Raw genomic sequence first — 21,207 nt, 5'->3', positions numbered from 1 at the left:
TGATCGGAACGCGCTCCAAGGCGCCGCAATGCACCCTGCTCCGCAACGGAAACAATATCCGCGTGCGGCAGACGGCGCAAATGCGTCGCACTCCTGACAGCGGTACGTGCTGCCAGCGTTTAAATGCTATAGGCCCATCGGACGCCGTGCGGAACCGGACATTATGTCCGACATGTTTTGTCGCACCGGGTAAATGGTCGCACCCGGTCGCCGCGATCAGACGACGGTGCCGACCAGCGCACCGATGGCGGACGTCACCGCCATCGCGAGAGCGCCCCAGAACGCGACGCGGACCGTCGGCTTCAGGACGCCGGCGCCGCCCGCCACCGCCCCCACCATGCCGAGCACGGCCAGAAACACCAGCGAGCCCGCCGACACGGCCGGCAGCAGCCACTCCCTCGGCGAAACCAGCACGAGGGCGAGCGGTGCGGAAGCGCCAATGGTGAAGGTCGCGGCCGAGGCCATCGCGGCCTGCACGGGCCGCGCGGCCGTGACCTCCGATATGCCGAGTTCGTCGCGTGCATGCGCGCCCAGCGCATCCTTCATCATGAGCTGGTCGGCGACCTGGCGGGCGAGCGAGACGTCGACGCCGCGCGCGACATAAAGCTGGGCGAGTTCCTCCCGCTCGAACGCCGGATCGTCCTCAAGCTCGCGCTTTTCACGGGCGAGGTCCGCGTGCTCGGTGTCCGACTGCGAGCTGACGGAGACATATTCGCCCGCCGCCATGGACATCGCGCCGGCGACGAGACCGGCCACCCCGGCGAGCAACACCTCGCCCTTGTCCGCCGCCGCGGAGGCGACGCCGAGAATAAGGCTCGCCGTCGATACGATGCCGTCGTTCGCGCCGAGCACAGCCGCCCGCAGCCATCCGATGCGTCCGACGAGATGGTTTTCCTTGCCCATGCCGTTCCGCCCATATCGTTCCGTCCACATAGCTCCGTCCGGAGCAGTTTGGAACGGTTCTCGTATAAGCTAGACGGAAGCGGGTATCAATGCGTCCCGGCCTCCCGATCCGCACCCGTCACAGGATGCCGACAAGGCTCTCGCGGCTGATTTCCTTCACGGAGCGCGCGCCCGTGAGCGCCATCGCCACGCGCATTTCCTTTTCGTACAGATCAAGCAGATTGGCGACGCCCGCCTGCCCCGCCGCCGCCAGCGCATAGACGAAGGAACGGCCGATCAGCACTGCCCTCGCGCCGAGCGCCAGCATGCGCACGACATCGAGGCCAGAGCGGATGCCGGAGTCGGCCAGCACGGCAAGGTCGCTGCCGACGGCGTCCGCGATCGCCGGCAAAGCCCGCGCCGACGACAGTACACCGTCGAGTTGCCGCCCGCCATGGTTGGAAACGATGATCCCGTCCGCCCCGAAGCTCACTGCGTCGCGGGCATCGTCAGGATCGAGAATACCCTTGATGATCATCGGCCCCTTCCAGAACTGCCGGATCCATTCGAGGTCCTTCCAGCTGATGGAGGGGTCGAAGTTCGCGCCTAGCCATCCGATATAGTCGGCGAGGCCCGTCGGCTTGCCCAGATAGGCGGAAATGTTGCCGAGGTCGTGCGGCCGGCCCAGCACGCCGACATCGAGCGCCCACGCGGGATGCAGCGCCGCCTGCAACAGACGCCGCGCCGGCGCGTAGGGGCCGGACATGCCCGAATGTGCATCCCGGTAGCGGGCGCCCGGCACCGGCATGTCGACCGTGAATACAAGCGTCTTAACGCCCGCCTGCTGCGCCCGCTCCAGTGCGTTGCGCATGAAGCCGCGGTCCTTCAGCACATAGAGCTGGAACCAGATCGGCGCCGAGACGGCCTTCTGCACCTCCTCGATGGAGCAGACGGAGACGGTGGACAGCGTGAACGGCACGCCCTTCGCTGTCGCGGCGCGCGCCGCCTGCACCTCGCCTCGCCGGGCGTACATGCCCGTCAGCCCAACCGGTGCCAGCGCCAGGGGCAGCGCCAGTTTCTCGCCGAACAGTTCCGTCGAGACGTCTAGTTCCGCCACGTTGCGCAGCACGCGCTGGCGCAGGGCAAGCCCCGCCAGATCGTCGACATTCCGCCGCAACGTGTATTCCGCATAGGCGCCGCCGTCGATATAGTGGAACAGGAACGGCGGCAGCCTGCGCTGCGCGGCCCTGCGATAGTCGGTTGACGCGGAAATGATCATCTGGCTCACACCTTCAGGGACGGCTCGGGAGCCGGGGACAGTGGCGCCCCGTCCCGCCCGGGAAGCCCGGCATGGGCAGGCGCAGCATGCGGATGACCCTGCGGCGGCTCACGAAGCGGGCGGACACTATGCGATTCTGCCGCCCACCGCCAGAGCGGCGGAGAGGGAAGCAGCACCGCTCCGTCTTCCCGGTCGCGCATTGACCGATCCGGAGACACGGTCCGCTCCCGGTCCGGCAGGCCGGTGCGCTCAGAAATGCGCCGTCAGCGGATCGGATCCGATGCGCCCCTGCGCGGAATCGAGCGCGCCGATGGCGGCGATGTCCTCCGCGTCGAGCGTGAAGTCGAAAACGGCGAAGTTCTCCTCGATGCGGGCCGGCGTGACGGACTTCGGAATCGCGATCAGGCCGTTGTCGAGATGCCAGCGGATGATCGTCTGCGCCGGCGTTCGTCCGTGCTTGCGCGCGACGACGGCGATGGCGGGATCGGCGAGCAGCCTGCCCTGCCCCAGCGGACTCCAAGACTGCGTCGCGATGGCATGCTCGGCATGGAAGGCGCGCAGCGCACGCTGCTGGAAGTGGGGATGCAGCTCGACCTGGTTGAGCGCCGGCACGACGCCCGTCTCGCCGATGATGCGTTCGAGATGCTCGGCATTGAAGTTCGATACGCCAATGGAACGCGCCCGGCCACTGTTCTTCAGTTCGATCAGCGCCTTCCACGTCTCCACATAGGTGCCCAGGCGCGGCATGGGCCAGTGGATCAGATAAAGATCGACATAGTCGACACCGAGCCGTTCCAGGCTTGCGTCGAACGCCCGCAGGGCGTTGTCGTGGCCCTGCGCGTCGTTCCAGAGCTTGGTGGTGAGGAAGATGTCGCCGCGCGCCACGCCCGAGGCGCGCATGCCCTCGCCCACCTCGCGCTCGTTCCCGTAGACCGCGGCGGTGTCGACATGCCGGTAGCCGACCTCCAGCGCCTTCCGCACGGCCGCCACGGCGACATCCTGCCCCGCCTGCCAGACGCCGAGGCCGAGTTGGGGAATCGTATGCCCATCATTGAGAAGCACGGTCGGTTGATCCGTCATGGGAATATCCTTGGATGAATGCCGTTGGCAGATTGACAGGAGAGAGCGGCCCGACGTCCGTCGATCCTGAACCGTTGGACAAGCGCTGGCCGCTGTCAAGTGAGGGTCGGCACATTGCGGATGCGCTGAGACGGAAAATACATGTAAACTCTTGATTTTTTGAAGGATTCCTCCAAGTGGCAGCGAAGCTGGACCAGAAGGCATTCTATTGTAGAATTTATTCGCCATCGACGGGAAACTCCTCGATGGTTAGGCGAGCAACCCGTAAATAATACGGAATAGAGAACACAATAACCAATATTTTTCATTTCAATGATATATTTTAAAATTCGAGAATATTATTCTTTAGAAATTTTATAAATAAAAATTATATGAGTTATTTGTACTTTTCACTGAATATGTATATTTTCCCGGTCGGAGAATGACCGCGGGCGGGCAGCCGGTGTCGCTGGCCGGTTCCCGCGTGGTGACGAGACGCGCTCCATCCTCGCGCAGCGGGAACGCTGCCTGCCCATCGTGAATCATATACATACATCCGGGAGATAATTGCATGGTCGAGTTCAATCCCACCGTTCCCGCCGCCGCGGGCCGGCGCTTCGCTGCCGCCGCTTCGCTGGCCGCCCTCGCGCTGGTGCTGGCTGCGCCCGCGTTCGCAGAGCCCGTCGTCAGGAAGACCGAGAAGGTTGGCGTCGGTCTCTACCAGTCGTTCATCGACAATAACGGCGCCCTCAACGTCTCCAACACCGGCGCGCAGCGCGCGGCGCCGGATGGCAAGATCCTCGTGCTCGATCCCGGGACCCTGGCGCTGAAGTCGGAGATCACCACCAAGGACTCCGCCGCGCTCGGGCTCGCCTTCAACGCGAAGACAAACACCGTCTTCACCACCGACACGCGCCACGCGAACGCATCCGTCGTCGATCTCGGCAGCGGCAAGGTCGTCGCCACCTTCACGCAGGGCGACAAGGCCCACCCCTACAACGTCGTCGTCGACGAAACCGCCAACCGCGCCTACATTTCCATCACCGGCGGCCCGGAGGACGAGAAGAGCGCGGTCTGGGTGATCGACGGCGCGGCGAAGAAGATCGATCACGTGATCGAGAACCTTGGCGGCCGCGCGGCGGGCATCGAGCTTGACGCCGCCAACAGGCAGCTCTTCCTCACCCGCCTCGTGACACACGACATCGCCGTCGTCGATCTCGAAAAGAACGCGATTGCCCGCACCTTCAAGTCCGGCGGCGAGGGGCCGATCCGCGTGGTGCTCGACGCCAAGGGCGAGCGACTGTTCGTCACCAACCAGGTGTCCGGCACGCTGACCGTTCTCAACCCGAAGACGGGTGAGTTGATCAAGTCGGTCGAGACAGGCAAGGGTGCCATCGCGCTCGCCTATAACCCCGCCAACGACCAGATTTACGTTGGCAACCGCGGCACGGGCACAGTGACGATCGTCAACGGCAAGGACTATTCCGTCATCGCCGACCTGAAGACCGGCAGCCACCCGAACCACATCACCGTCAACCCGAAAACCAACCTCGTCTACGTGGTCAACAAGGCCAAGCGCGCCGAGCGTGGGCAGCCGGAGATCGAGGATCCGGAAGGCGACACCGTCAGCATCATCGCGCCCTGAGCGCCGCGCGACGCATCATGCGCAGAAGGCGCTCCACGGAGCGCCTTCTTTTTGTCGATAGGCCGTTTTCCCGCAAATCGCCGTCAGGCGAAGCTCGGCCTGGTGCGGGCGCGGCGCCAGATGCTGATCAGGATGGCGAGCGTCACCACGGCCTCGGTGAGGAACCACGGGCCCGCCAGACGGTCGAAACCGGAGGCGGACAGCTCCGTCGTGACAAAGCCCGCGAGCGCCGAACCGCAAGGGCAGTTCCCCTCGAAAGTCGAGAAAATGGTCAGCCGAGACGCCCAGATGGCCTGCACCACCATCAGCCCGCCGAGGCCATAGAGCAGTTTCTGCGGCACGTGGAAGACGTTGGCCTGCGCCAGCGCGATCCAGCCCACGATGAAGAACGGCGACGAGAGGAACGCGGCGATGCTCAGCACCTCGGTCCAGCACAGCCGGCAGGAGGTGATGATCGGCCCGAGCAGCGCGATGCCGGAGCCGATCAGCAGGGCCACCCCCGCCACATAGACGCCCTGCCGGCCAAGCACCCACGACAGCGCCACAGCGCCGACCAGCGACAGGATGATCACGAAAAGTAAGAACATGCCCCGCTCCGCCACAACGAAAAGTGCGCCCCGCGGGCATGGGCGACGACAGTCCCTCCCCGCATCCATCCTGCTTGCCACCGGCGGGGCGGCAAATCAATGCAATATCTGCCCCAGGAACAGTTTCGTGCGCTCGTGTTGCGGATTGGAGAAGAACTCCGTCGGCGTGTTCATCTCGACGATCTGTCCTTGATCCATGAAGATCACCCTGTCGGCCACCTGCCGGGCGAAGCCCATCTCGTGGGTGACCACGAGCATGGTCATGCCCTCCATGGCGAGGCTCACCATGGTGTCGAGCACCTCCTTCACCATCTCGGGGTCGAGGGCGGAGGTGGGTTCGTCGAACAGCATGATCTTCGGGTTCATGCACAGGGAACGGGCGATGGCCACGCGCTGCTGCTGGCCGCCGGAGAGCTGGCCGGGATACTTGTGCGCCTGCTCCGGAATCTTCACCCGCTCCAGGTAGCGCATGGCGGTCGCCTCCGCCTCTTTCTTCGGAATCTTGCGCACCCAGATCGGCGCCAGCGTGCAGTTTTCCAGAATGGTGAGATGCGGGAACAGGTTGAAGTGCTGGAACACCATGCCAACCTCGCGGCGCACCTCATCGATGCGCTTGATGTTGTTGGTCAGTTCCACGTCGCCGACGATGATGCGCCCCTTCTGGTACTCCTCCAACCGGTTGATGCAGCGGATGAGGGTCGACTTGCCAGAGCCGGACGGCCCGCAGATCACAATGCGCTCACCCCTCGCGACGTCGAGGTTGATGTCGCGCAGCACGTGAAACTCGCCATACCACTTGTGGACGTCGATCATGCGGATCACGGGCGCGCCACCGAGATGGCGGGCGCTCTGCCCGGCCTGCTGCGCGGCGGAAGTCATCTATCGGTCTCCTGTCGTTTATGGCCGGTCGCCAGACGTTTTTCCATTGCTATAGAATAGCGAGACATACCGAAGCAGCATACAAAATAAAAGATGGCGGCGAAGGCATATCCGCTTGCCGCCGTCACCGGCGTCGCCCATCTCGGGTCCGCGAGCGACACCTCGATGGTGCGCATCAGGTCGAAGATGCCGACGATGGACACGAGCGACGTATCCTTGAACAGGCCGATGAAGGTGTTGACGATGCCCGGGATCACGATGCGCAGCGCCTGCGGCAGCACCACGAGGCGCGTCGTCTGCCAGTAATTGAGACCCAGCGACGCCGCCCCTTCGAACTGGCCCTTCGGAATGGCCTGCAGGCCGCCGCGCACCACCTCGGCCATATAGGCGGAAGCGAACAGCGCCACGCCCACCAGCGGCCGCAGCAGCTTGTCCGGCGACATGTTGCCGGGCAGGAACAGCGGCAGCATCGTGTTCGCCATGATCAGCACGGTGATCAGCGGCACGCCGCGCCAGAACTCGATGAATGTCACCGACACGAGCCGCACCAGCGGCAGGCGCGAGCGCCGGCCGAGCGCCAGCAGCACCCCGAACGGCAGCGACACCACGATGCCCGCGAACGCGACGACGAGCGTCACCACCACCCCGCCCCACAGCGAGGTGTGCACGTGCGGCAGGCCGATCGCCGGCCAGCCATAGAGCAACACGACGGCTGCCACGGGAAACAGGCCGAAGAAGAAGATTGCCCCGAGGTCCTTGCGTGGCGCGCGCGTCCACAGCAGCCACACGATGCCCGCCGCGCACAGGGCGAACACGAGGTTGACGCGCCACAGCTGCCCGTCGGGATAGGCGCCGTAGACGAAATATCGCAGCCGCGACGCCACGAAGGCCCAGCAGGCGCCCACCGGCTGCCCGGCTGCGGACACGAGGCAGGCGTTGCGGTCCTCCCCCGTCCACACGGCGTCGACGAGAAGGAACCGCACCGCCGGCGGCACCAGCACATAGACGATGTAAAGCCCGGCAAGCGTCAGCGCCACATTGAGCGGCGACGAGAGCAGGTTTTCCCGCAGCCACGCGAGCGGGCCGCTCGTGAGCGGGGGCGGTCGTTCCGGCGGCGCGACTGTCGTGCGCAGGTAGGCGGCGGAAGCGGTTTTTCCGGATGTCGTCATCGCCGCCTCCTATCGTTCGACGATCGCCACGCGGCGATTGTAGATGTTCATCGCCAGCGACGTCAGCAGGCTGAGCAGCAGATAGACCAGCATCGTGATGACGACGCACTCGATGGCCTGCCCCGTCTGGTTCAGCACGGTGCCCATGAACACCTGCACCAGGTCGGGATAGCCGATGGCGACAGCCAGCGACGAATTCTTGGTGAGGTTCAGCAGCTGGCTCGTCAGCGGCGGCACGATCACGCGCATCGCCTGCGGAATGATCACCAGCCGCTGCGTGATGCCCGGCCGCAGCCCCAGCGAATACGCCGCCTCCGTCTGCCCGCGAGAGACGGAAAGCATGCCCGCGCGGACGATCTCGGCGATGAAGGAAGCCGTGTAGATGCTCAGGCCCAGCAGCAGCGCCACGAATTCGGGATAGATCTGCAACCCGCCGACGATGTTGAAGCCGCGCAAATCCGGCACATTGAACGTCACCGGTCGGCCCGCCGCAAACCAGCCCAGAGCCATGAAACCGGCGAACAGGGCCAGCGAAACCAGCCCCGTGGCATGCTGGCGGCCGGTGCGGTCCTGATCCCGCCGCGCCCAGCGCCCGAAGACGGCGATGGCGGCACACGCGAGCACCGCCGCGACCAGCAGCAGGCCGCTGCCCTCCCCGAACACGGGCGCCGGCACGAAGAGGCCGCGGTTGTTGAGGAATACGGCGTCGGCCGTCGACAGCGACTGGCGCGGCGCCGGCAGCGCCCGCAGCACGGCATTGTACCAGACGTAGAGCTGCAGAAGCAGCGGGATGTTGCGGAAGAACTCCACGTAACACGCCGCGAGGAACGAGACGATCCGATTGCGCGACAGCCGCGCGATACCGACGACGAACCCGATGACGGTCGCCAGCACGATGCCCGCGCTCGCCACCAGCAGCGTGTTGAGCAGGCCGACCCAGAACGCCTCGCCATAGGTCGAATAGGTGGAGCTGTAGCTGATCAGCCGCTGGTTGATGTCGAACCCGGCCGGGGCGTTCCAGAACCCGAAGCCCGAGACGATGCCGAGACGACGCATGTTCTCGATGGCATTGGTCGACGCTTCGTAAAGGATGAGGACGACTGCCGCGGCCAGCGCGACCTGATAGGCTGCGCCGCGCACGGCTGGATTGTAGAGCCAGGAGCCTGTCGCATCGCCCCGGTCGGGCGGCGGGCTCTGGACGGGCGGCGTTCGCGCCATCGACGATCCTCCCGGTAGGATGAATCTCACACCGACGCTCCCGGTCTGCGACCGCTCGCATGGGTTTTGCTCAGGCCACGCGCGAGCCCGACCGTCCCTCGATGAGTGAGGCTCATTCGAGGGACGGCATCAAATGCGGGATGCGCGGCGGGCTGCGCGCCCACGGCCGTCGTCAGCGGATGGGCGGAGCGTAGAGGATGCCACCGTTTGTCCAGAGCCTGTTCAGGCCACGATCGATTTTCAGCGGGGAGTCGGGGCCGAGGTTCGCCGCGAAAATCTCGCCGTAATTGCCCACGTGGCGGATGATACGCACCGCCCAGTCCGCGGGAAGCCCGATACCTTCGCCGAAGTTCCCTTCCACGCCGAGCAGGCGGCGGACTTCCGGGTTTTCGGACTTGAGCTGCTCGTCGACATTGGCCTTCGTGACGCCAAGTTCCTCGGCGTTGATGGTGGCGTTGACTGTCCACTGCACCAGATCGAACCACTGGTCGTCGCCATGGCGGACGACAGGGGCGAAGGGCTCCTTCGAGATGATCTCCGGCAGCACGACGTGCTCGTCGGGTGCGGTGAGGCGCAGGCGCTCGGCATAGAGCGCGGAGGCATCCGTGGTGAAGGCGTCGCAACGGCCGGAGTCGTAGGCCTTCACGGCCTCCACCGCCGAGGCGTAGGTAACGGGCTCATACTTGATGTTGTTGGCGCGGAAGAAATCCGCCAGATTGAGTTCGGTCGTGGTGCCCTGCTGCACGCAGACCGAGGCGCCCTCCAGCTCCTTGGCCGACTTCAGGCCGAGCGAGCTGCGCACGATGAAACCTTGTCCGTCGTAGTAGTTCACCGGGCCGAGATTGAGGCCGAGCGACGTATCGCGCGACATCGTCCAGGTGGTGTTGCGAATCAGCACATCCACCTCGCCCGACTGCACGGCCGTGAAACGATCCTTGGCCGTCAGCGGAATGAACCGGACCTTGGCGGGATCGTCAAAAATCGCCGCAGCGACGGCGCGGCAGAAAGCCACGTCGAAGCCCGTCCACTGCCCCTTGTCATCCGCGACCGCGAAACCCGCAAGGCCGGGGTTCGATCCGCAATGCAGCACGCCGCGCTGCTTCACCTGATCGAGCGTGGCGGCCGAAGCACCGGCGGCACCGAAAGCAGCAACCGTGACAATGGCGGCCAACAGAGATTTCTTCATCGAAAACAATCCCCTCTTCATATCCTTGTATATGTCCAATATTTGTCCATCTCTCCGCAAGGTGCAAGCTCGGAAATGACACTGCCCATGGACTGCCTCAACGGCTGGAGGGCAACTCTTATGTTATGTCAGGTTTGTGAACTTTCTTCGTTTGCAATGCGAATTTCAGGAATAATGCGTATGTTGCATATCTCAATCTAATTCCCCTCGCGGGTCAAGAAGAGATTGCGGGCACTCTCCAGCCCGCCGCGAACGGGTGGACGGCGACGAAATCCTGAAGGAAAACGAGAACTTGCAACGGGCGGCGCCTCGCGTCACAGTCACTCCCTGCTCGTCAATAATGCGGGGTTGTCCGGTCCTATGCACAAACTTTCACCCGAAGATATCGCCAGATTGCACGACGGCACGCGGCTCGCCGTGGCGGGGCGTCATGCGGACGAGGCATTCGGCTTCGTCAATCCGCCCGTCTACCATGGCTCCACAGTGCTGCATCCCACGACGCGCGATCTCGTCGAGCACACCAACCGCTACGCCTACGGCCGGCGCGGCTCGCCCACCATGACGGCGCTGCGCGAGGCGGTCGGCGCCCTGGAGGGTGGGGCGGGCGTCGTGCTGTGTCCGTCCGGCCTGTCCGCCGTCTCGACGGCATTGCTTTCCTGCCTCAAGGCGGGCGACCACCTGCTCGTCACCGATTCGGCCTACGATCCGATCCGCGCCTTTTGCGACAGCGTGCTCACCCGCTTCGGCGTCGAGGTCAGCTATTACGACCCGCTGATCGGCGCGGACATCGCCCGCCTCTTCCGGCCGGAGACCCGCGCCGTGCTGACGGAATCACCCGGCTCGCTCACCTTCGAGGTGCAGGATATTCCGGCCATCGCCGAGGCCGCCCACGCGCGCGACATCGTCGTGCTGCTCGACAACACCTGGGCGACGCCTCTCTTTTTCCCCGCCCACGCGCGCGGCGTCGATATCTCGATCTGGTCCGGCACCAAGTATCTCTCCGGCCATTCGGATGTGATGTTCGGCACCGTCTCCGCCAATGCGCGGCACTGGCGCGCCCTCATCAAGACCCATGGCGACACCGGCCTCACCGTCGGTCCGGACGACGTCTATCTGGCGTTGCGCGGCCTGCGCACGCTTGGCGTGCGCCTCGCGGCGCATCAGCAGTCGGCGCTGGAGATCGCGCGCTGGCTGGAGACGCGCCCCGAAGTCTCGCGCGTGCTTTATCCCGCGCTCGAAAGCCATCCCGGCCATGCACTGTGGAAACGCGATTTCCTCGGCGCGACGGGCCTGTTCTCGATCGTGCTCAAGCCGGTGCCGTTCAAGGCCGTAGAGGCCTTTCTCGACCACCTCTCCTTCTTCGGACTGGGCTATTCCTGGGGCGGATTCGAGAGCCTCGCCATCCCGTTCGACGCCGCCCCTTACCGCACGGCGACGAAGTGGGAGCCCGAGGGGCCGACCATCCGCCTGCAGATAGGCCTTGAGGACGTGCGCGACCTCCGGAGCGATCTCGAAAAGGGGTTCGAGCGCCTCAACGCGGCGGCGGCCGTGTAGACACGGCCTGCCGGATCATTCGTCGGGCGCCTCGACGATCGGATCGAAGCGCCCGGCATCGAAACCGAGCAGGTTCCACGACTGCTGCATGTGCGGCGGCAGCGGGGCAGTGATGTCGAGCGGCTTGCCGGTGCGCGGATGGGGAATGACGATACGCCGCGCCAGCAGATGCAGCTTCTTCTGGATGCCGCCCGGCAGTTCCCAGTTCTCGACGTTGAAATATTTGGGATCGCCGATGATCGGATGCCCGATGTGCGCGGTGTGCGCGCGCAACTGGTGCGTGCGCCCGGTCACCGGCTTCAACGACAGCCAGGCGAGCTTCTGCGCCACGTTGTCGACGAGGGCATAATAGGTCACGGCGTGGCTTGCGCCCTCGTCGCCGTGCTGCGCCACGGCCATGCGCGCATCGCCGCCGGACACCTCCTCACGCGCGAGATAGGTCGAGATGCGCCCCTGCTTGACGCGCGGCACCCCGACCACCAGCGCCCAGTAGACCTTGCGCGCCGAGCGCGAACGGAAGCTCTTCGCCAACGCCGTCGCGGCAAAGCGCGTCTTGGCGATGACGAGGCAGCCAGCAGTGTCCTTGTCGAGGCGGTGGACGAGGCGCGGCTTCTGCCCCTCCTTATCGCGCATCGCCTCCAGCATGCCGTCGACGTGGCGCGTCGTGCCGGAGCCGCCCTGTACCGCAAGCCCCATCGGCTTGTTGAGCACGAGCAGATCCTTGTCCTCATAAAGCGTGATCGACTTGAGGAAGGCGAGGTCGTCGCCGCCGTGTTTCAGGCTGCGCGGTGCCGCCGGGCGATCATCTATCTTCAGCGGCGGCACGCGCACGGTCTGCCCTTCCAGAAGGCGTTCGTTCGGTTTCGCACGCTTGCCGTCCACACGCAACTCGCCCTTGCGCACGATCCGCTGGATATGCGTAAACGGCAGCTGCGGGAAACGGGCGGTCAGAAAGCGGTCAAGCCGCATATCGGCCTCGTCGGCGGAGACGGTCAGCGTCTGCACTCCCGTGGCGAGCGCGGCGCTTGCCTCCGCCTTCTGCTCCGCCTTCGTCGGGACGGCTGCAACAGCCCTGCCCGCCGGCTTCACCGCCGCCGGCCTGCTGCTTCCGGCAGGCTTCGTGCTACCGAAAGGCTTGGCTGGACGCGCCGTCCGCACCGGCCTGCCGGCCTCGGCGCCGATTGCCGGCTTGCCCGGCCTGCGATTTCCGCGAAACACGCTCATGAAAAGCTCCGCACCATGACGAGCCCGATCATGAGCCCCAGGAACACCGAAACGGCAGAATACGCCATCACCCCTCGCCCCGCCGTTCCGCACGCAGTTTCTCCCACCAGCTCAGACGCTTGCGGATCTCGCGCTCGAAACCACGTTCCACCGGCTCGTAGAATGTCTTGCGGCCGATGGCCTCCGGCCAATAGTCCTGCCCCGAGAATGCATCCGGCTCGTCATGGTCATAGGCATAGCCCGCACCGTAACCTTCCGACTGCATGAATTTCGTCGGCGCATTCAATATCACCTTGGGCGGCATCGGGGAACCGCTCTCCTTCGCTACCTTGCGCGCCTTTTTGTAGGCCGTGTAGGCGGCATTCGACTTCGGCGCCGTCGCCAGATAGATGATCGCCTGCGCCAGCGCCAGTTCCCCTTCCGGCGAGCCCAGAAAGTCATAGGCGTCCTTGGCCGCATTGGCGACGAGCAGCGCCTGCGGATCGGCGAGCCCGATGTCCTCCACCGCCATCCGCACCATGCGCCGCGCCAGATAAAGTGGGTCCTCTCCCGCATCCAGCATGCGCGCGAAATAATACAGCGCCGCGTCGGGGTCGGAGCCGCGCACGGTCTTGTGCAGGGCGGAGATCAGGTTGTAGTGCCCGTCCTGCGCCTTGTCGTAGATCGGCGCGCGCCGCTGCACCACCTCCTGAAGCTGCGCGGCCGAGAACACCTCGCCATCGCCCGCCGTGCGCCAGATTTCCTCGGCCAGCGTCAGCGCCGCCCGTCCGTCGCCATCGGCCATGCGGGCAAGTGACAGCCGCGCCTCCTCGTCGAGCGGCAGCGGGCGTCCTTCCTCCTTTTCCGCCCGCGCCAGCAGCGCGAGAATCGCCGCCTCGTCGAGCGAATGGAACGTCATCACCCGCGCCCGCGACAGCAGCGCCGCATTCAGCGCGAAGGACGGATTCTCCGTCGTCGCGCCCACAAGGGTGATGGTGCCGTCCTCCATCACCGGCAGGAAGGCATCGAGCTGCGCGCGGTTGAACCGGTGGATTTCATCGACGAACAGCAGCGTGCCCTGCCCGTTCTCGCGCCGCGCCCGCGCCGCCTCGAACGCCTTCTTGAGATCGGCGACACCGGAGAAGATCGCCGACATCTGCACGAAGACGAGGTTGGTTTCACCCGCGAGAAGCCGCGCCACCGTCGTCTTGCCGGTGCCGGGCGGCCCCCAGAAGATCAGGCTGCCGATCGAGCCCGAGCGCAGCAGGCGCGTCAGCGCCCCGTCCGGCCCCGTCAGGTGTTCCTGCCCGACGACGTCCGCAAGACGGGTCGGGCGCAGCCTGTCGGCGAGCGGGCGCGGCGCGCTCTGTTCAAGGCCGGCATGGGAAAACAGGTTGGACATGATGTTTCGACAACTCGCGGCCGGAATGGCATCCGGCACGATAGCACCGGCGTCCGCCGGAATGAATGGCCGCCGCCGGTCAGCCCTGCAGTTCGGTGCGCAATATCCGCCCCTGCCGGTTGACGACGATGCGCCAGTATCGCGGCAGGATGCGCCAGACGCTGTCGAAATCGCGCGTATTGGCGATCTTGCGTTCATTCACGCTGACCAGAATGTCGCCCCGACGGAAGCCATAGCGGGCGGAAGAACCGGGATCGAGGATCACCACGCCCTTGTCCGACTGATTGACGGACAACTCCTCCGCCACCGCCGGCGAAAGATTGACGACCGTCGCCCCCGCGAAAGGCGACAGCGGCCGCTCACCCGCCGTGACGGGATCGCGCGGCGGCTGCTCCGGCGCGCGCATCAGTGCGACCTTCAGCGTCAACGCCTTGCCCGCGCGCAGCACGCCGAACGCCACCTCGCCCGACAGCGGCCGCGACGAAAAACGATATCCGAAGCCTTCCGGATCGTCCACGCCATGGCCGGAGACCTCCGTGATCACGTCTCCGGGCTTCAGCCCCGCCTGAGCCGCCGGGCTATTCTCCTCCACTGCGGCCACCAGCGCGCCCGCCGGGCGCTCAAGCCCCAGGCCCTGCGCAATCTCCGGGCTCACGGCCTGCAGCCGCGCGCCGAGCCACGGGCGGCGCACGATGCCCCCGCCCGCCCGGGCGGAATCCAGCACCAGCCGCACCATCGCTGACGGCACCGCGAAGCCGATGCCGTGGTTGCCGCCGGAGCGTGAAAAGATCGCCGTGTTGATGCCGATCACGTCGCCCTTGAGGTCCACGAGCGGCCCGCCGGAATTGCCGGGATTGATCGCCGCATCCGTCTGGATGAACGACTGGAAATCGCTGATGCCGACCTGCGTGCGCGCCAATGCGGAAACGATGCCCTGCGTCACTGTCTGGCCGACGCCGAACGGATTGCCGAGCGCCATCACGAAATCGCCGACTTCAAGCGCGTCCGAATCGCCGAGCTGGGCGGCAGGGAACGGCCCCTCGCCTTCGATGCGCAACACCGCAAGGTCGCTGCGCTCATCGGAGAGCACGATTTTTGCGGGAAACTCGCGCTTGTCATGCAGCGACACCTTCACCTCCGTCATGTCGGCGATGACATGGTGATTGGTGATGACGAGGCCCGAGGCATCCAGAATGACGCCCGACCCCAACGAACTCTGCACCCGCTCGCGCGGCACGCCGAAGCCGCCGTCACCGAAGAACTGGCGGAAGAACGGATCATCCAGAAACGGATGCGCCTGCCGCTGTTCGACCCGCGCCCCGTAGACGTTGACGACGGACGGCGCGATCTCCCGCACGGCCGGCGCCAGCGACAGCAGCACCTCGCCCTTGCCGCTTGGCAGGACACGTTCCTGCGCGCCGGCGGCCACAGCTCCGCCCAGACCGGTCACCACAAGCGCCGCAAGCGCGACTACGATCGCCACGATTCTGTTCATGCCCGACCTTCCCTCAACTTTCCGGCAAGAGAATGGCTGCGACAGACGCCATCGCCTTCATATCGGCGCATCCCCACGCCATCACAAATACAAAAAAGGGCAGCCGAAGCCGCCCTCCCCGTTACCCTGCAGATACGCGCCACGCCTTACGCAGCCGCATCCTCTCCGCCCTGCACCGGGCCGGAATCCTGGCCCTTGGCATTCACATCGCGATCGACGAACTCGATGACGCCGATGGCGGCATTGTCGCCATAGCGGAAGCCTGCCTTGAGCACGCGGGTGTAGCCGCCGTTGCGGTCCTTGTAGCGCGGGCCGAGCACGTCGAAGAGCTTGCGCACGACGTCGAGATCGCGAAGCTGCGCGACAGCCTGACGGCGCGCATGCAGATCGCCGCGCTTGCCGAGCGTCACCAGCTTCTCGACGATAGGACGCAGATCCTTAGCCTTCGGCAGCGTGGTAACGATCTGCTCGTGCTTGATCAACGCCGCCGCAAGATTGGCGAACATCGCCTTGCGGTGCGCAACGGTACGGTTGAAACGGCGATGGGCAAAACCATGACGCATGGCTGACTCCTTGATTGTGCAACCGCCGTGCCACGGTACGGTTGCCTGATTATCGTTTTTCCGATTGACGCAAACAAAAATCACGCCGCCAAAAATCACGCCGCGCGGTCACTTGAACCCGCGCGGCGATCATGAAGCGGAACAGGACCCGCCTCAGTAATGCTCCTCGAAGCGCTTGGCGAGTTCCTCGATGTTGTCCGGCGGCCAGCCCGAGACTTCCATACCAAGGTGCAGGCCCATGGACGCGAGCACTTCCTTGATCTCATTGAGCGACTTGCGGCCGAAGTTCGGCGTGCGCAGCATCTCGGCCTCGGTCTTCTGGATGAGGTCGCCGATGTAAACGATGTTGTCGTTCTTGAGGCAATTGGCGGAACGTACCGAAAGCTCGAGTTCGTCCACCTTCTTGAGCAGCGCCGGGTTGAAGGGAAGCTGCGGCGTCGCCACCGCGGCTTCCTCGCGGCGCGGCTCCTCGAAGTTCACGAACACCGCAAGCTGATCCTGCAGGATGCGGGCGGCATAGGCCACAGCATCGTCAGGCGCGATCGAACCGTTGGTTTCCACGGTGAGCGTCAGCTTGTCATAGTCCAGGATCTGGCCTTCGCGCGTGTTCTCCACGCGATACGAGACCTTCTTCACCGGGCTGTAAAGGCTGTCGACCGCGATGAGACCGATGGGTGCATCCTCGGGCCGGTTACGCTCGGAGGGCACATAGCCCTTGCCGGTGTTGACCGTGAACTCGATGCGGATTTCCGCCCCCTCGTCGAGCGTCAGCAGCACCAGCTCCGGATTGAGGATCTGGATGTCGCCCACGGTCGCGATATCGCCAGCGGTGACCGCGCCAGGCCCCTGCTTGCGCAGAGTGATGCGCTTCGGCCCCTCGCTCTGCATCTTGATGGCGATAGCCTTGATATTGAGGATGATATCCGTGACATCCTCGCGCACGCCCGGAATGGACGAAAACTCGTGCAACACGCCGTCGATCTGGACCGCCTGCACCGCCGCGCCCTGAAGCGACGACAGCAACACACGGCGCAGGGCATTCCCCAGCGTCAAGCCGAAGCCGCGCTCAAGCGGCTCGGCGACGACAGTCGCGATGCGACGCGGATCGTCGCCCGGCGCCACCTGCAGCTTGCTGGGCTTGATGAGTTCCTGCCAGTTTTTCTGGATCACGACCGCACCTCTCGCAGTGCTCGACCGCAGCCTGGGACCTGATGGAAACGCCCCGCCAGCGGACTATAAGACCGCACGGCACAACCGCACGGCCGGTACAAAAGACACAACTGCATCAGACACGACGACGCTTGCGCGGACGGCAACCGTTATGCGGGATGGGCGTCACATCGCGGATGGACGTCACGGTGAAGCCGGCGGCCTGCAGCGCGCGCAGCGCCGATTCGCGGCCGGAACCCGGACCCGTCACTTCCACCTCGATGGTGCGCATGCCATGATCGGCGGCCTTGCGCGCCGCATCCTCAGCCGCGACCTGCGCCGCATACGGCGTGGACTTGCGCGAACCCTTGAAGCCCATTGCACCGGCGGAGGACCACGAAATCGTGTTGCCCTGTGCGTCAGTAATGGTGATCAGCGTGTTGTTGAACGACGCATTGACATGGGCCACGCCGGAGGCGATGTTTTTGCGCTCGCGACGGCGGATGCGGGTTGCTTCTTTTGCCATTATCTTCCAGATCCTTCAGGCGCGCCCGTGATGCCAGGCGCTCGGGACGATTATATCGAAACGGATGAAATCGCCGCGGCGCGAGACCACGGCGACTGAGGGGCGGCCAGCGCCACCCGACAAATCACTTCTTCTTGCCGGCGATCGGCTTCGCCTTGCCCTTGCGGGTACGGGCGTTGGTGTGGGTGCGCTGACCGCGAACCGGCAGATTGCGGCGGTGACGCAGACCACGATAGCAGCCGAGGTCCATCAGGCGTTTGATGTTGATCGACACTTCACGGCGCAGATCGCCCTCAACCACGTAATCGCGGTCGATGGTCTCGCGGATCTGCAACACCTCGGCGTCGCTCAACTCATTCACGCGACGCTCGGGCGCGATATTCACCTTCTCGACGATTTCCTGCGCCTTCTTCGGGCCAATGCCGTGAATGTACTGCAGCGCGATAACCACGCGCTTGCCGGTCGGAATGTTTACACCTGCTATACGAGCCACGCTCAACTCCATCTGGCGCCCTAACGGGCGGAAATATAGACATGCGTCCGGTGGAGGCCGGCCCTTGCACGTCTGGCCGTCAAACGGCGGCAACCGACTCTGTCGGTCGCCATCATCTGATTCAAGTGAAGGCAGACCCTCTATCGACTTTTCAAACGTTAGTCAAGAGCGGCGAAAGCGCTTTTTCGATATCGGCGGAAACCTTGTCAATCGGCTGCTGCCCGTCGATCTGCACGAGGAGTCCCCGCTCCTTGTAGTAGGGCGCGACGACAGCCGTATCGCGCGCATAGGCGGCAAGGCGGGTCTTGAAGACTTCCGGATCGTCGTCCTTTCGCACTTCCTCGCCGCGCGCCTGCGCCTCGGCGGCGCGATTGATGATTCGGTCTACAAGCTTGTCGTGGTCAACCACCAGCTCAAGCGCGAGATCGACCTTCTGCCCCTTCGCGGCAAGCGCTGCGTCAAGCGCCTCGGCCTGCGCGACAGTGCGCGGAAAGCCGTCCAGAATGAAGCCGTTGCGTGCGTCGGGCTCTTCGATACGGTCGACGATGATGCCGACAACGATGTCGTCGGAGACAAGCTGTCCCGCCTCCATCACCGCCTTGGCCTTCAGGCCGACGGGCGTTCCCGCCGCCACGGCCGCGCGCAACATGTCACCTGTGGAAAGCTGGGGAATGTTGTACTTCTCGACCAGGCGCTTCGCCTGCGTCCCCTTCCCCGCGCCGGGCGGCCCCAAAAAAATCAGTCTCATCTTCTTCTCGCCCCCTTCAATTTAGCCTTCTTGACCAGCCCCTCGTACTGGTGGGCCATGAGATGCCCATGCACCTGCGCGACGGTGTCCATCGTCACGCTGACGACGATCAGCAATGACGTGCCGCCAAAATAGAACGGAAGAGATGCATAGGAAATCAGAACTTCCGGTAACAGGCAGATCAAGGCAATATACGCAGCACCGACCACGGTAATGCGAGTCAGCACATAGTCGATATAGTCCGCAGTGCGCTCGCCTGGCCGAATGCCGGGAATGAAGCCGCCGTGCTTCTTGAGATTATCCGCCGTCTCCGTCGGATTGAAGACGATCGCCGTGTAAAAGAAAGCGAAAAAGACGATCAGCGCGACATAGAGCACCATATAGAGCGGCCGGCCGTGCGCCAGATACGATGCCAGCGTGCCGAGAACGCCCGTGTTTCCGCCCGCCTGCGAGAAACTCGCGATAGTCGTTGGCAGCAGCAACAGCGAGGAGGCGAAGATCGGCGGAATGACGCCTGCGGTGTTGAGCTTGAGAGGCAGGAACGATGTCTGCCCCTCGTAAAGCCGGTTACCGACCTGGCGCTTGGGATAGTTGATCAGCAGGCGCCGCTGCGCGCGCTCCATGAACACGATGAACGCGATCACGACGATCGCCATCACGATGACGCCCAGAATGATACCCGTCGACAGCGCGCCTTGCCGCCCGAGTTCCAGCGTCCCGCCGATCGCGCGCGGCAGTTCGGCCACGATACCGGCGAAGATGATGAGCGACGTGCCGTTGCCGATGCCGCGCGACGTGATCTGCTCGCCGAGCCACATCAGGAACATCGTGCCACCGACCAGCGTGATCACCGTCGAGATGCGGAAGAACAGCCCCGGATCAAGCACGATGCCGCCCGAGCTTTCAAGACCGAAGGCAATACCCCATGCCTGGAATATCGCCAGCACCACCGTCAGGTACCGGGTGTACTGGTTGATGACCTTCCGGCCCGCCTCGCCCTCCTTCTTCAGCGCCTCCAGCGACGGCAGCACGCTCGTCAGGAGCTGAACGATGATCGAGGCCGAGATGTACGGCATGATGTTGAGCGCGAAGATCGCCATACGGCCGACCGCGCCGCCGGAGAACATGTTGAACAGGCCAAGCACCCCGCCCTGCGTCTGCTGGAAGATGTCCGACAGCGCCTGCGGGTTGATGCCGGGAAGCGGAATATAGGTGCCCAGTCGGTAGATGATCAGCGCGCCGAGCGTGAACCAGATGCGCTTCTTGAGTTCCTCGGCCTTGGTGAAGGCACCGAAATTGAGATTTGCCGCAAGCTGTTCAGCTGCCGATGCCATGGCTGTCAAATCCTCGGGTATACATTCCGCACAGGGCCATCACACGACAATGGCGACAGCCAGAGATCGCTCCCCGTGTCGCCACTGCCCCGTTCCCATATATAGCGCGATCTTACGCTTCCGCCACCTGCGACGGCGCAGCAGCGGCGGCAAAAATCGTCACCGATCCGCCGGCCTTCTCGATCGCCGCAACCGCAGACTTCGATGCGCCAGCGACCTCGAACAACACCTTCGCCTTCAGCTCGCCCTGGCCGAGGATGCGCACGCCGTCCCGCAGCTTGCTGACAACACCGGCCGCGAGCAGCACTTCGTTGGTGACGACCTGCGCCGCATCCAGCTTGCCGGCCTCGATGGCCTCCTGAATGCGGCCGATGTTCACCTCGTTGAAGTGCAGCGCGAAGATGTTGTTGAAGCCGCGCTTCGGCAGGCGGCGATGGATGGGCATCTGGCCACCCTCGAAGCCCTTGATGGCGACACCGGAGCGGGACTTCTGACCCTTGACGCCGCGTCCGCCCGTCTTGCCCTTGCCGGAACCGATGCCGCGCCCGACGCGCGTACGCTCCTTGACGGCACCCGGATTGTCCGAAATTTCGTTCAGCTTGACCATTGCGCCCTCCTCACTTGCCGCTTTCGGAAGCGTCCGAAACGACGCGCACGAGGTGCTTGACCTTCTCGATCATACCGCGGACCGCCGGCGTATCCTCCAGTTCGGAGCGGCGGCGAAGCTTGTTCAGCCCAAGACCGATCAGCGTTTGGCGCTGGGCGGCGGGACGCCGGATGGGGCTACCCGTCTGCTCGACGATCAGCGTCTTGCCGGAAGTGTTATTCGTCATCAT

The 21,207-nt window shown here is 64.6% G+C and carries 21 protein-coding genes; 2 read left to right on the top strand and 19 right to left on the bottom strand.

Going from position 1 to position 21,207, the window contains the following annotated elements; genetic code table 11:
* Nucleotides 1-216: 216 nt before the first annotated feature.
* The 3 genes from FHS82_RS06210 to FHS82_RS06200 form a co-directional block, all read right to left on the bottom strand.
* Entirely contained in the window at nt 217-903 is a 687-nt protein-coding gene (locus tag FHS82_RS06210; protein WP_166949908.1) for a VIT1/CCC1 transporter family protein, read from the bottom strand.
* Between the two features lie 118 nt (nt 904-1,021).
* Nucleotides 1,022-2,161 (bottom strand): FMN-dependent L-lactate dehydrogenase LldD, encoded by a 1,140-nt coding sequence (lldD, locus tag FHS82_RS06205; protein ID WP_166949906.1) that lies wholly within the window; start codon nt 2,159-2,161, stop codon nt 1,022-1,024.
* A gap of 249 nt (nt 2,162-2,410) precedes the next feature.
* Nucleotides 2,411-3,241: an aldo/keto reductase gene (locus FHS82_RS06200; protein WP_166949904.1), complete on the bottom strand. Its 831-nt coding sequence runs from the start codon at nt 3,239-3,241 to the stop codon at nt 2,411-2,413.
* Nucleotides 3,242-3,791: 550 nt separating this feature from the next.
* On the opposite strand from FHS82_RS06200, the gene FHS82_RS06195 reads away from it, so the two are divergent.
* Nucleotides 3,792-4,865, top strand: a complete 1,074-nt coding sequence (locus tag FHS82_RS06195; protein WP_166949902.1) for a YncE family protein — start codon at nt 3,792-3,794, stop codon at nt 4,863-4,865.
* A gap of 83 nt (nt 4,866-4,948) precedes the next feature.
* On the opposite strand, the gene FHS82_RS06190 is transcribed toward FHS82_RS06195, so the two are convergent.
* From FHS82_RS06190 to FHS82_RS06170, 5 genes are all read right to left on the bottom strand, one after another.
* Nucleotides 4,949-5,452: a hypothetical protein gene (locus FHS82_RS06190; RefSeq protein ID WP_166949900.1), complete on the bottom strand. Its 504-nt coding sequence runs from the start codon at nt 5,450-5,452 to the stop codon at nt 4,949-4,951.
* A gap of 96 nt (nt 5,453-5,548) precedes the next feature.
* Complete coding sequence (locus FHS82_RS06185) at nt 5,549-6,265, bottom strand: amino acid ABC transporter ATP-binding protein (RefSeq protein ID WP_246225155.1); 717 nt, start codon at nt 6,263-6,265, stop codon at nt 5,549-5,551.
* A gap of 62 nt (nt 6,266-6,327) precedes the next feature.
* The gene (locus tag FHS82_RS06180) at nt 6,328-7,500 is read right to left on the bottom strand and encodes an amino acid ABC transporter permease (RefSeq protein WP_166949896.1); all 1,173 of its coding nucleotides are present in this window, start codon (nt 7,498-7,500) and stop codon (nt 6,328-6,330) included.
* 9 nt (nt 7,501-7,509) lie between these two features.
* Nucleotides 7,510-8,718, bottom strand: coding sequence for an amino acid ABC transporter permease (locus FHS82_RS06175; RefSeq protein WP_166949894.1), 1,209 nt, complete (start codon nt 8,716-8,718; stop codon nt 7,510-7,512).
* Nucleotides 8,719-8,890: 172 nt separating this feature from the next.
* The gene (locus tag FHS82_RS06170; RefSeq protein WP_166949892.1) at nt 8,891-9,904 is read right to left on the bottom strand and encodes an amino acid ABC transporter substrate-binding protein; all 1,014 of its coding nucleotides are present in this window, start codon (nt 9,902-9,904) and stop codon (nt 8,891-8,893) included.
* A 360-nt stretch (nt 9,905-10,264) separates the two neighbouring features.
* Here FHS82_RS06170 and metC point away from each other — a divergent pair, with 360 nt between their 5' ends.
* A complete protein-coding gene (gene metC, locus FHS82_RS06165) occupies nt 10,265-11,458 on the top strand; it encodes a cystathionine beta-lyase (RefSeq protein WP_166949890.1) in 1,194 nt (397 codons plus the stop codon).
* 15 nt (nt 11,459-11,473) lie between these two features.
* Here the strand turns inward: metC and FHS82_RS06160 are convergent, their stop codons facing one another.
* The 11 genes from FHS82_RS06160 to rpmD all read right to left on the bottom strand — a co-directional run bounded on the left by FHS82_RS06160 (nt 11,474) and on the right by rpmD (nt 21,204).
* Complete coding sequence (locus FHS82_RS06160) at nt 11,474-12,682, bottom strand: RluA family pseudouridine synthase (RefSeq protein WP_246225109.1); 1,209 nt, start codon at nt 12,680-12,682, stop codon at nt 11,474-11,476.
* A 67-nt stretch (nt 12,683-12,749) separates the two neighbouring features.
* Nucleotides 12,750-14,063, bottom strand: a complete 1,314-nt coding sequence (locus FHS82_RS06155) for a replication-associated recombination protein A (protein WP_166949888.1) — start codon at nt 14,061-14,063, stop codon at nt 12,750-12,752.
* A 79-nt stretch (nt 14,064-14,142) separates the two neighbouring features.
* Nucleotides 14,143-15,558, bottom strand: a complete 1,416-nt coding sequence (locus tag FHS82_RS06150) for a DegQ family serine endoprotease (RefSeq protein WP_166949886.1) — start codon at nt 15,556-15,558, stop codon at nt 14,143-14,145.
* Between the two features lie 146 nt (nt 15,559-15,704).
* Nucleotides 15,705-16,121: a 50S ribosomal protein L17 gene (gene rplQ, locus FHS82_RS06145; protein WP_166949884.1), complete on the bottom strand. Its 417-nt coding sequence runs from the start codon at nt 16,119-16,121 to the stop codon at nt 15,705-15,707.
* Between the two features lie 153 nt (nt 16,122-16,274).
* Nucleotides 16,275-17,321 carry a DNA-directed RNA polymerase subunit alpha gene (locus tag FHS82_RS06140; RefSeq protein WP_208394133.1) on the bottom strand — a complete coding sequence of 349 codons (1,047 nt, stop codon included), beginning with the start codon at nt 17,319-17,321 and terminating at the stop codon, nt 16,275-16,277.
* 85 nt (nt 17,322-17,406) lie between these two features.
* Nucleotides 17,407-17,796, bottom strand: coding sequence for a 30S ribosomal protein S11 (gene rpsK / locus FHS82_RS06135; protein WP_166949880.1), 390 nt, complete (start codon nt 17,794-17,796; stop codon nt 17,407-17,409).
* 124 nt (nt 17,797-17,920) lie between these two features.
* A complete protein-coding gene (gene rpsM / locus FHS82_RS06130; RefSeq protein ID WP_166949878.1) occupies nt 17,921-18,289 on the bottom strand; it encodes a 30S ribosomal protein S13 in 369 nt (122 codons plus the stop codon).
* A 151-nt stretch (nt 18,290-18,440) separates the two neighbouring features.
* Nucleotides 18,441-19,037 carry an adenylate kinase gene (locus FHS82_RS06125; protein WP_166949876.1) on the bottom strand — a complete coding sequence of 199 codons (597 nt, stop codon included), beginning with the start codon at nt 19,035-19,037 and terminating at the stop codon, nt 18,441-18,443.
* Nucleotides 19,034-20,371 carry a preprotein translocase subunit SecY gene (secY, locus tag FHS82_RS06120; RefSeq protein WP_166949874.1) on the bottom strand — a complete coding sequence of 446 codons (1,338 nt, stop codon included), beginning with the start codon at nt 20,369-20,371 and terminating at the stop codon, nt 19,034-19,036. The genes FHS82_RS06125 and secY overlap by 4 nt, the downstream gene beginning before the upstream one ends.
* 112 nt (nt 20,372-20,483) lie before the next feature.
* Nucleotides 20,484-20,978, bottom strand: coding sequence for a 50S ribosomal protein L15 (gene rplO / locus FHS82_RS06115; protein WP_166949872.1), 495 nt, complete (start codon nt 20,976-20,978; stop codon nt 20,484-20,486).
* Nucleotides 20,979-20,988: 10 nt separating this feature from the next.
* On the bottom strand, nt 20,989-21,204 hold the full coding sequence (gene rpmD / locus FHS82_RS06110) for a 50S ribosomal protein L30 (protein WP_166949870.1): 216 nt from the start codon (nt 21,202-21,204) through the stop codon (nt 20,989-20,991).
* Between the last annotated feature and the right edge of the window lie 3 nt (nt 21,205-21,207).

Origin of the sequence: Pseudochelatococcus lubricantis (assembly GCF_011762225.1) — a bacterium.
GTDB lineage: Bacteria > Pseudomonadota > Alphaproteobacteria > Rhizobiales > Beijerinckiaceae > Pseudochelatococcus > Pseudochelatococcus lubricantis.
This window is presented reverse-complemented; position numbering and strand designations above follow the sequence as displayed.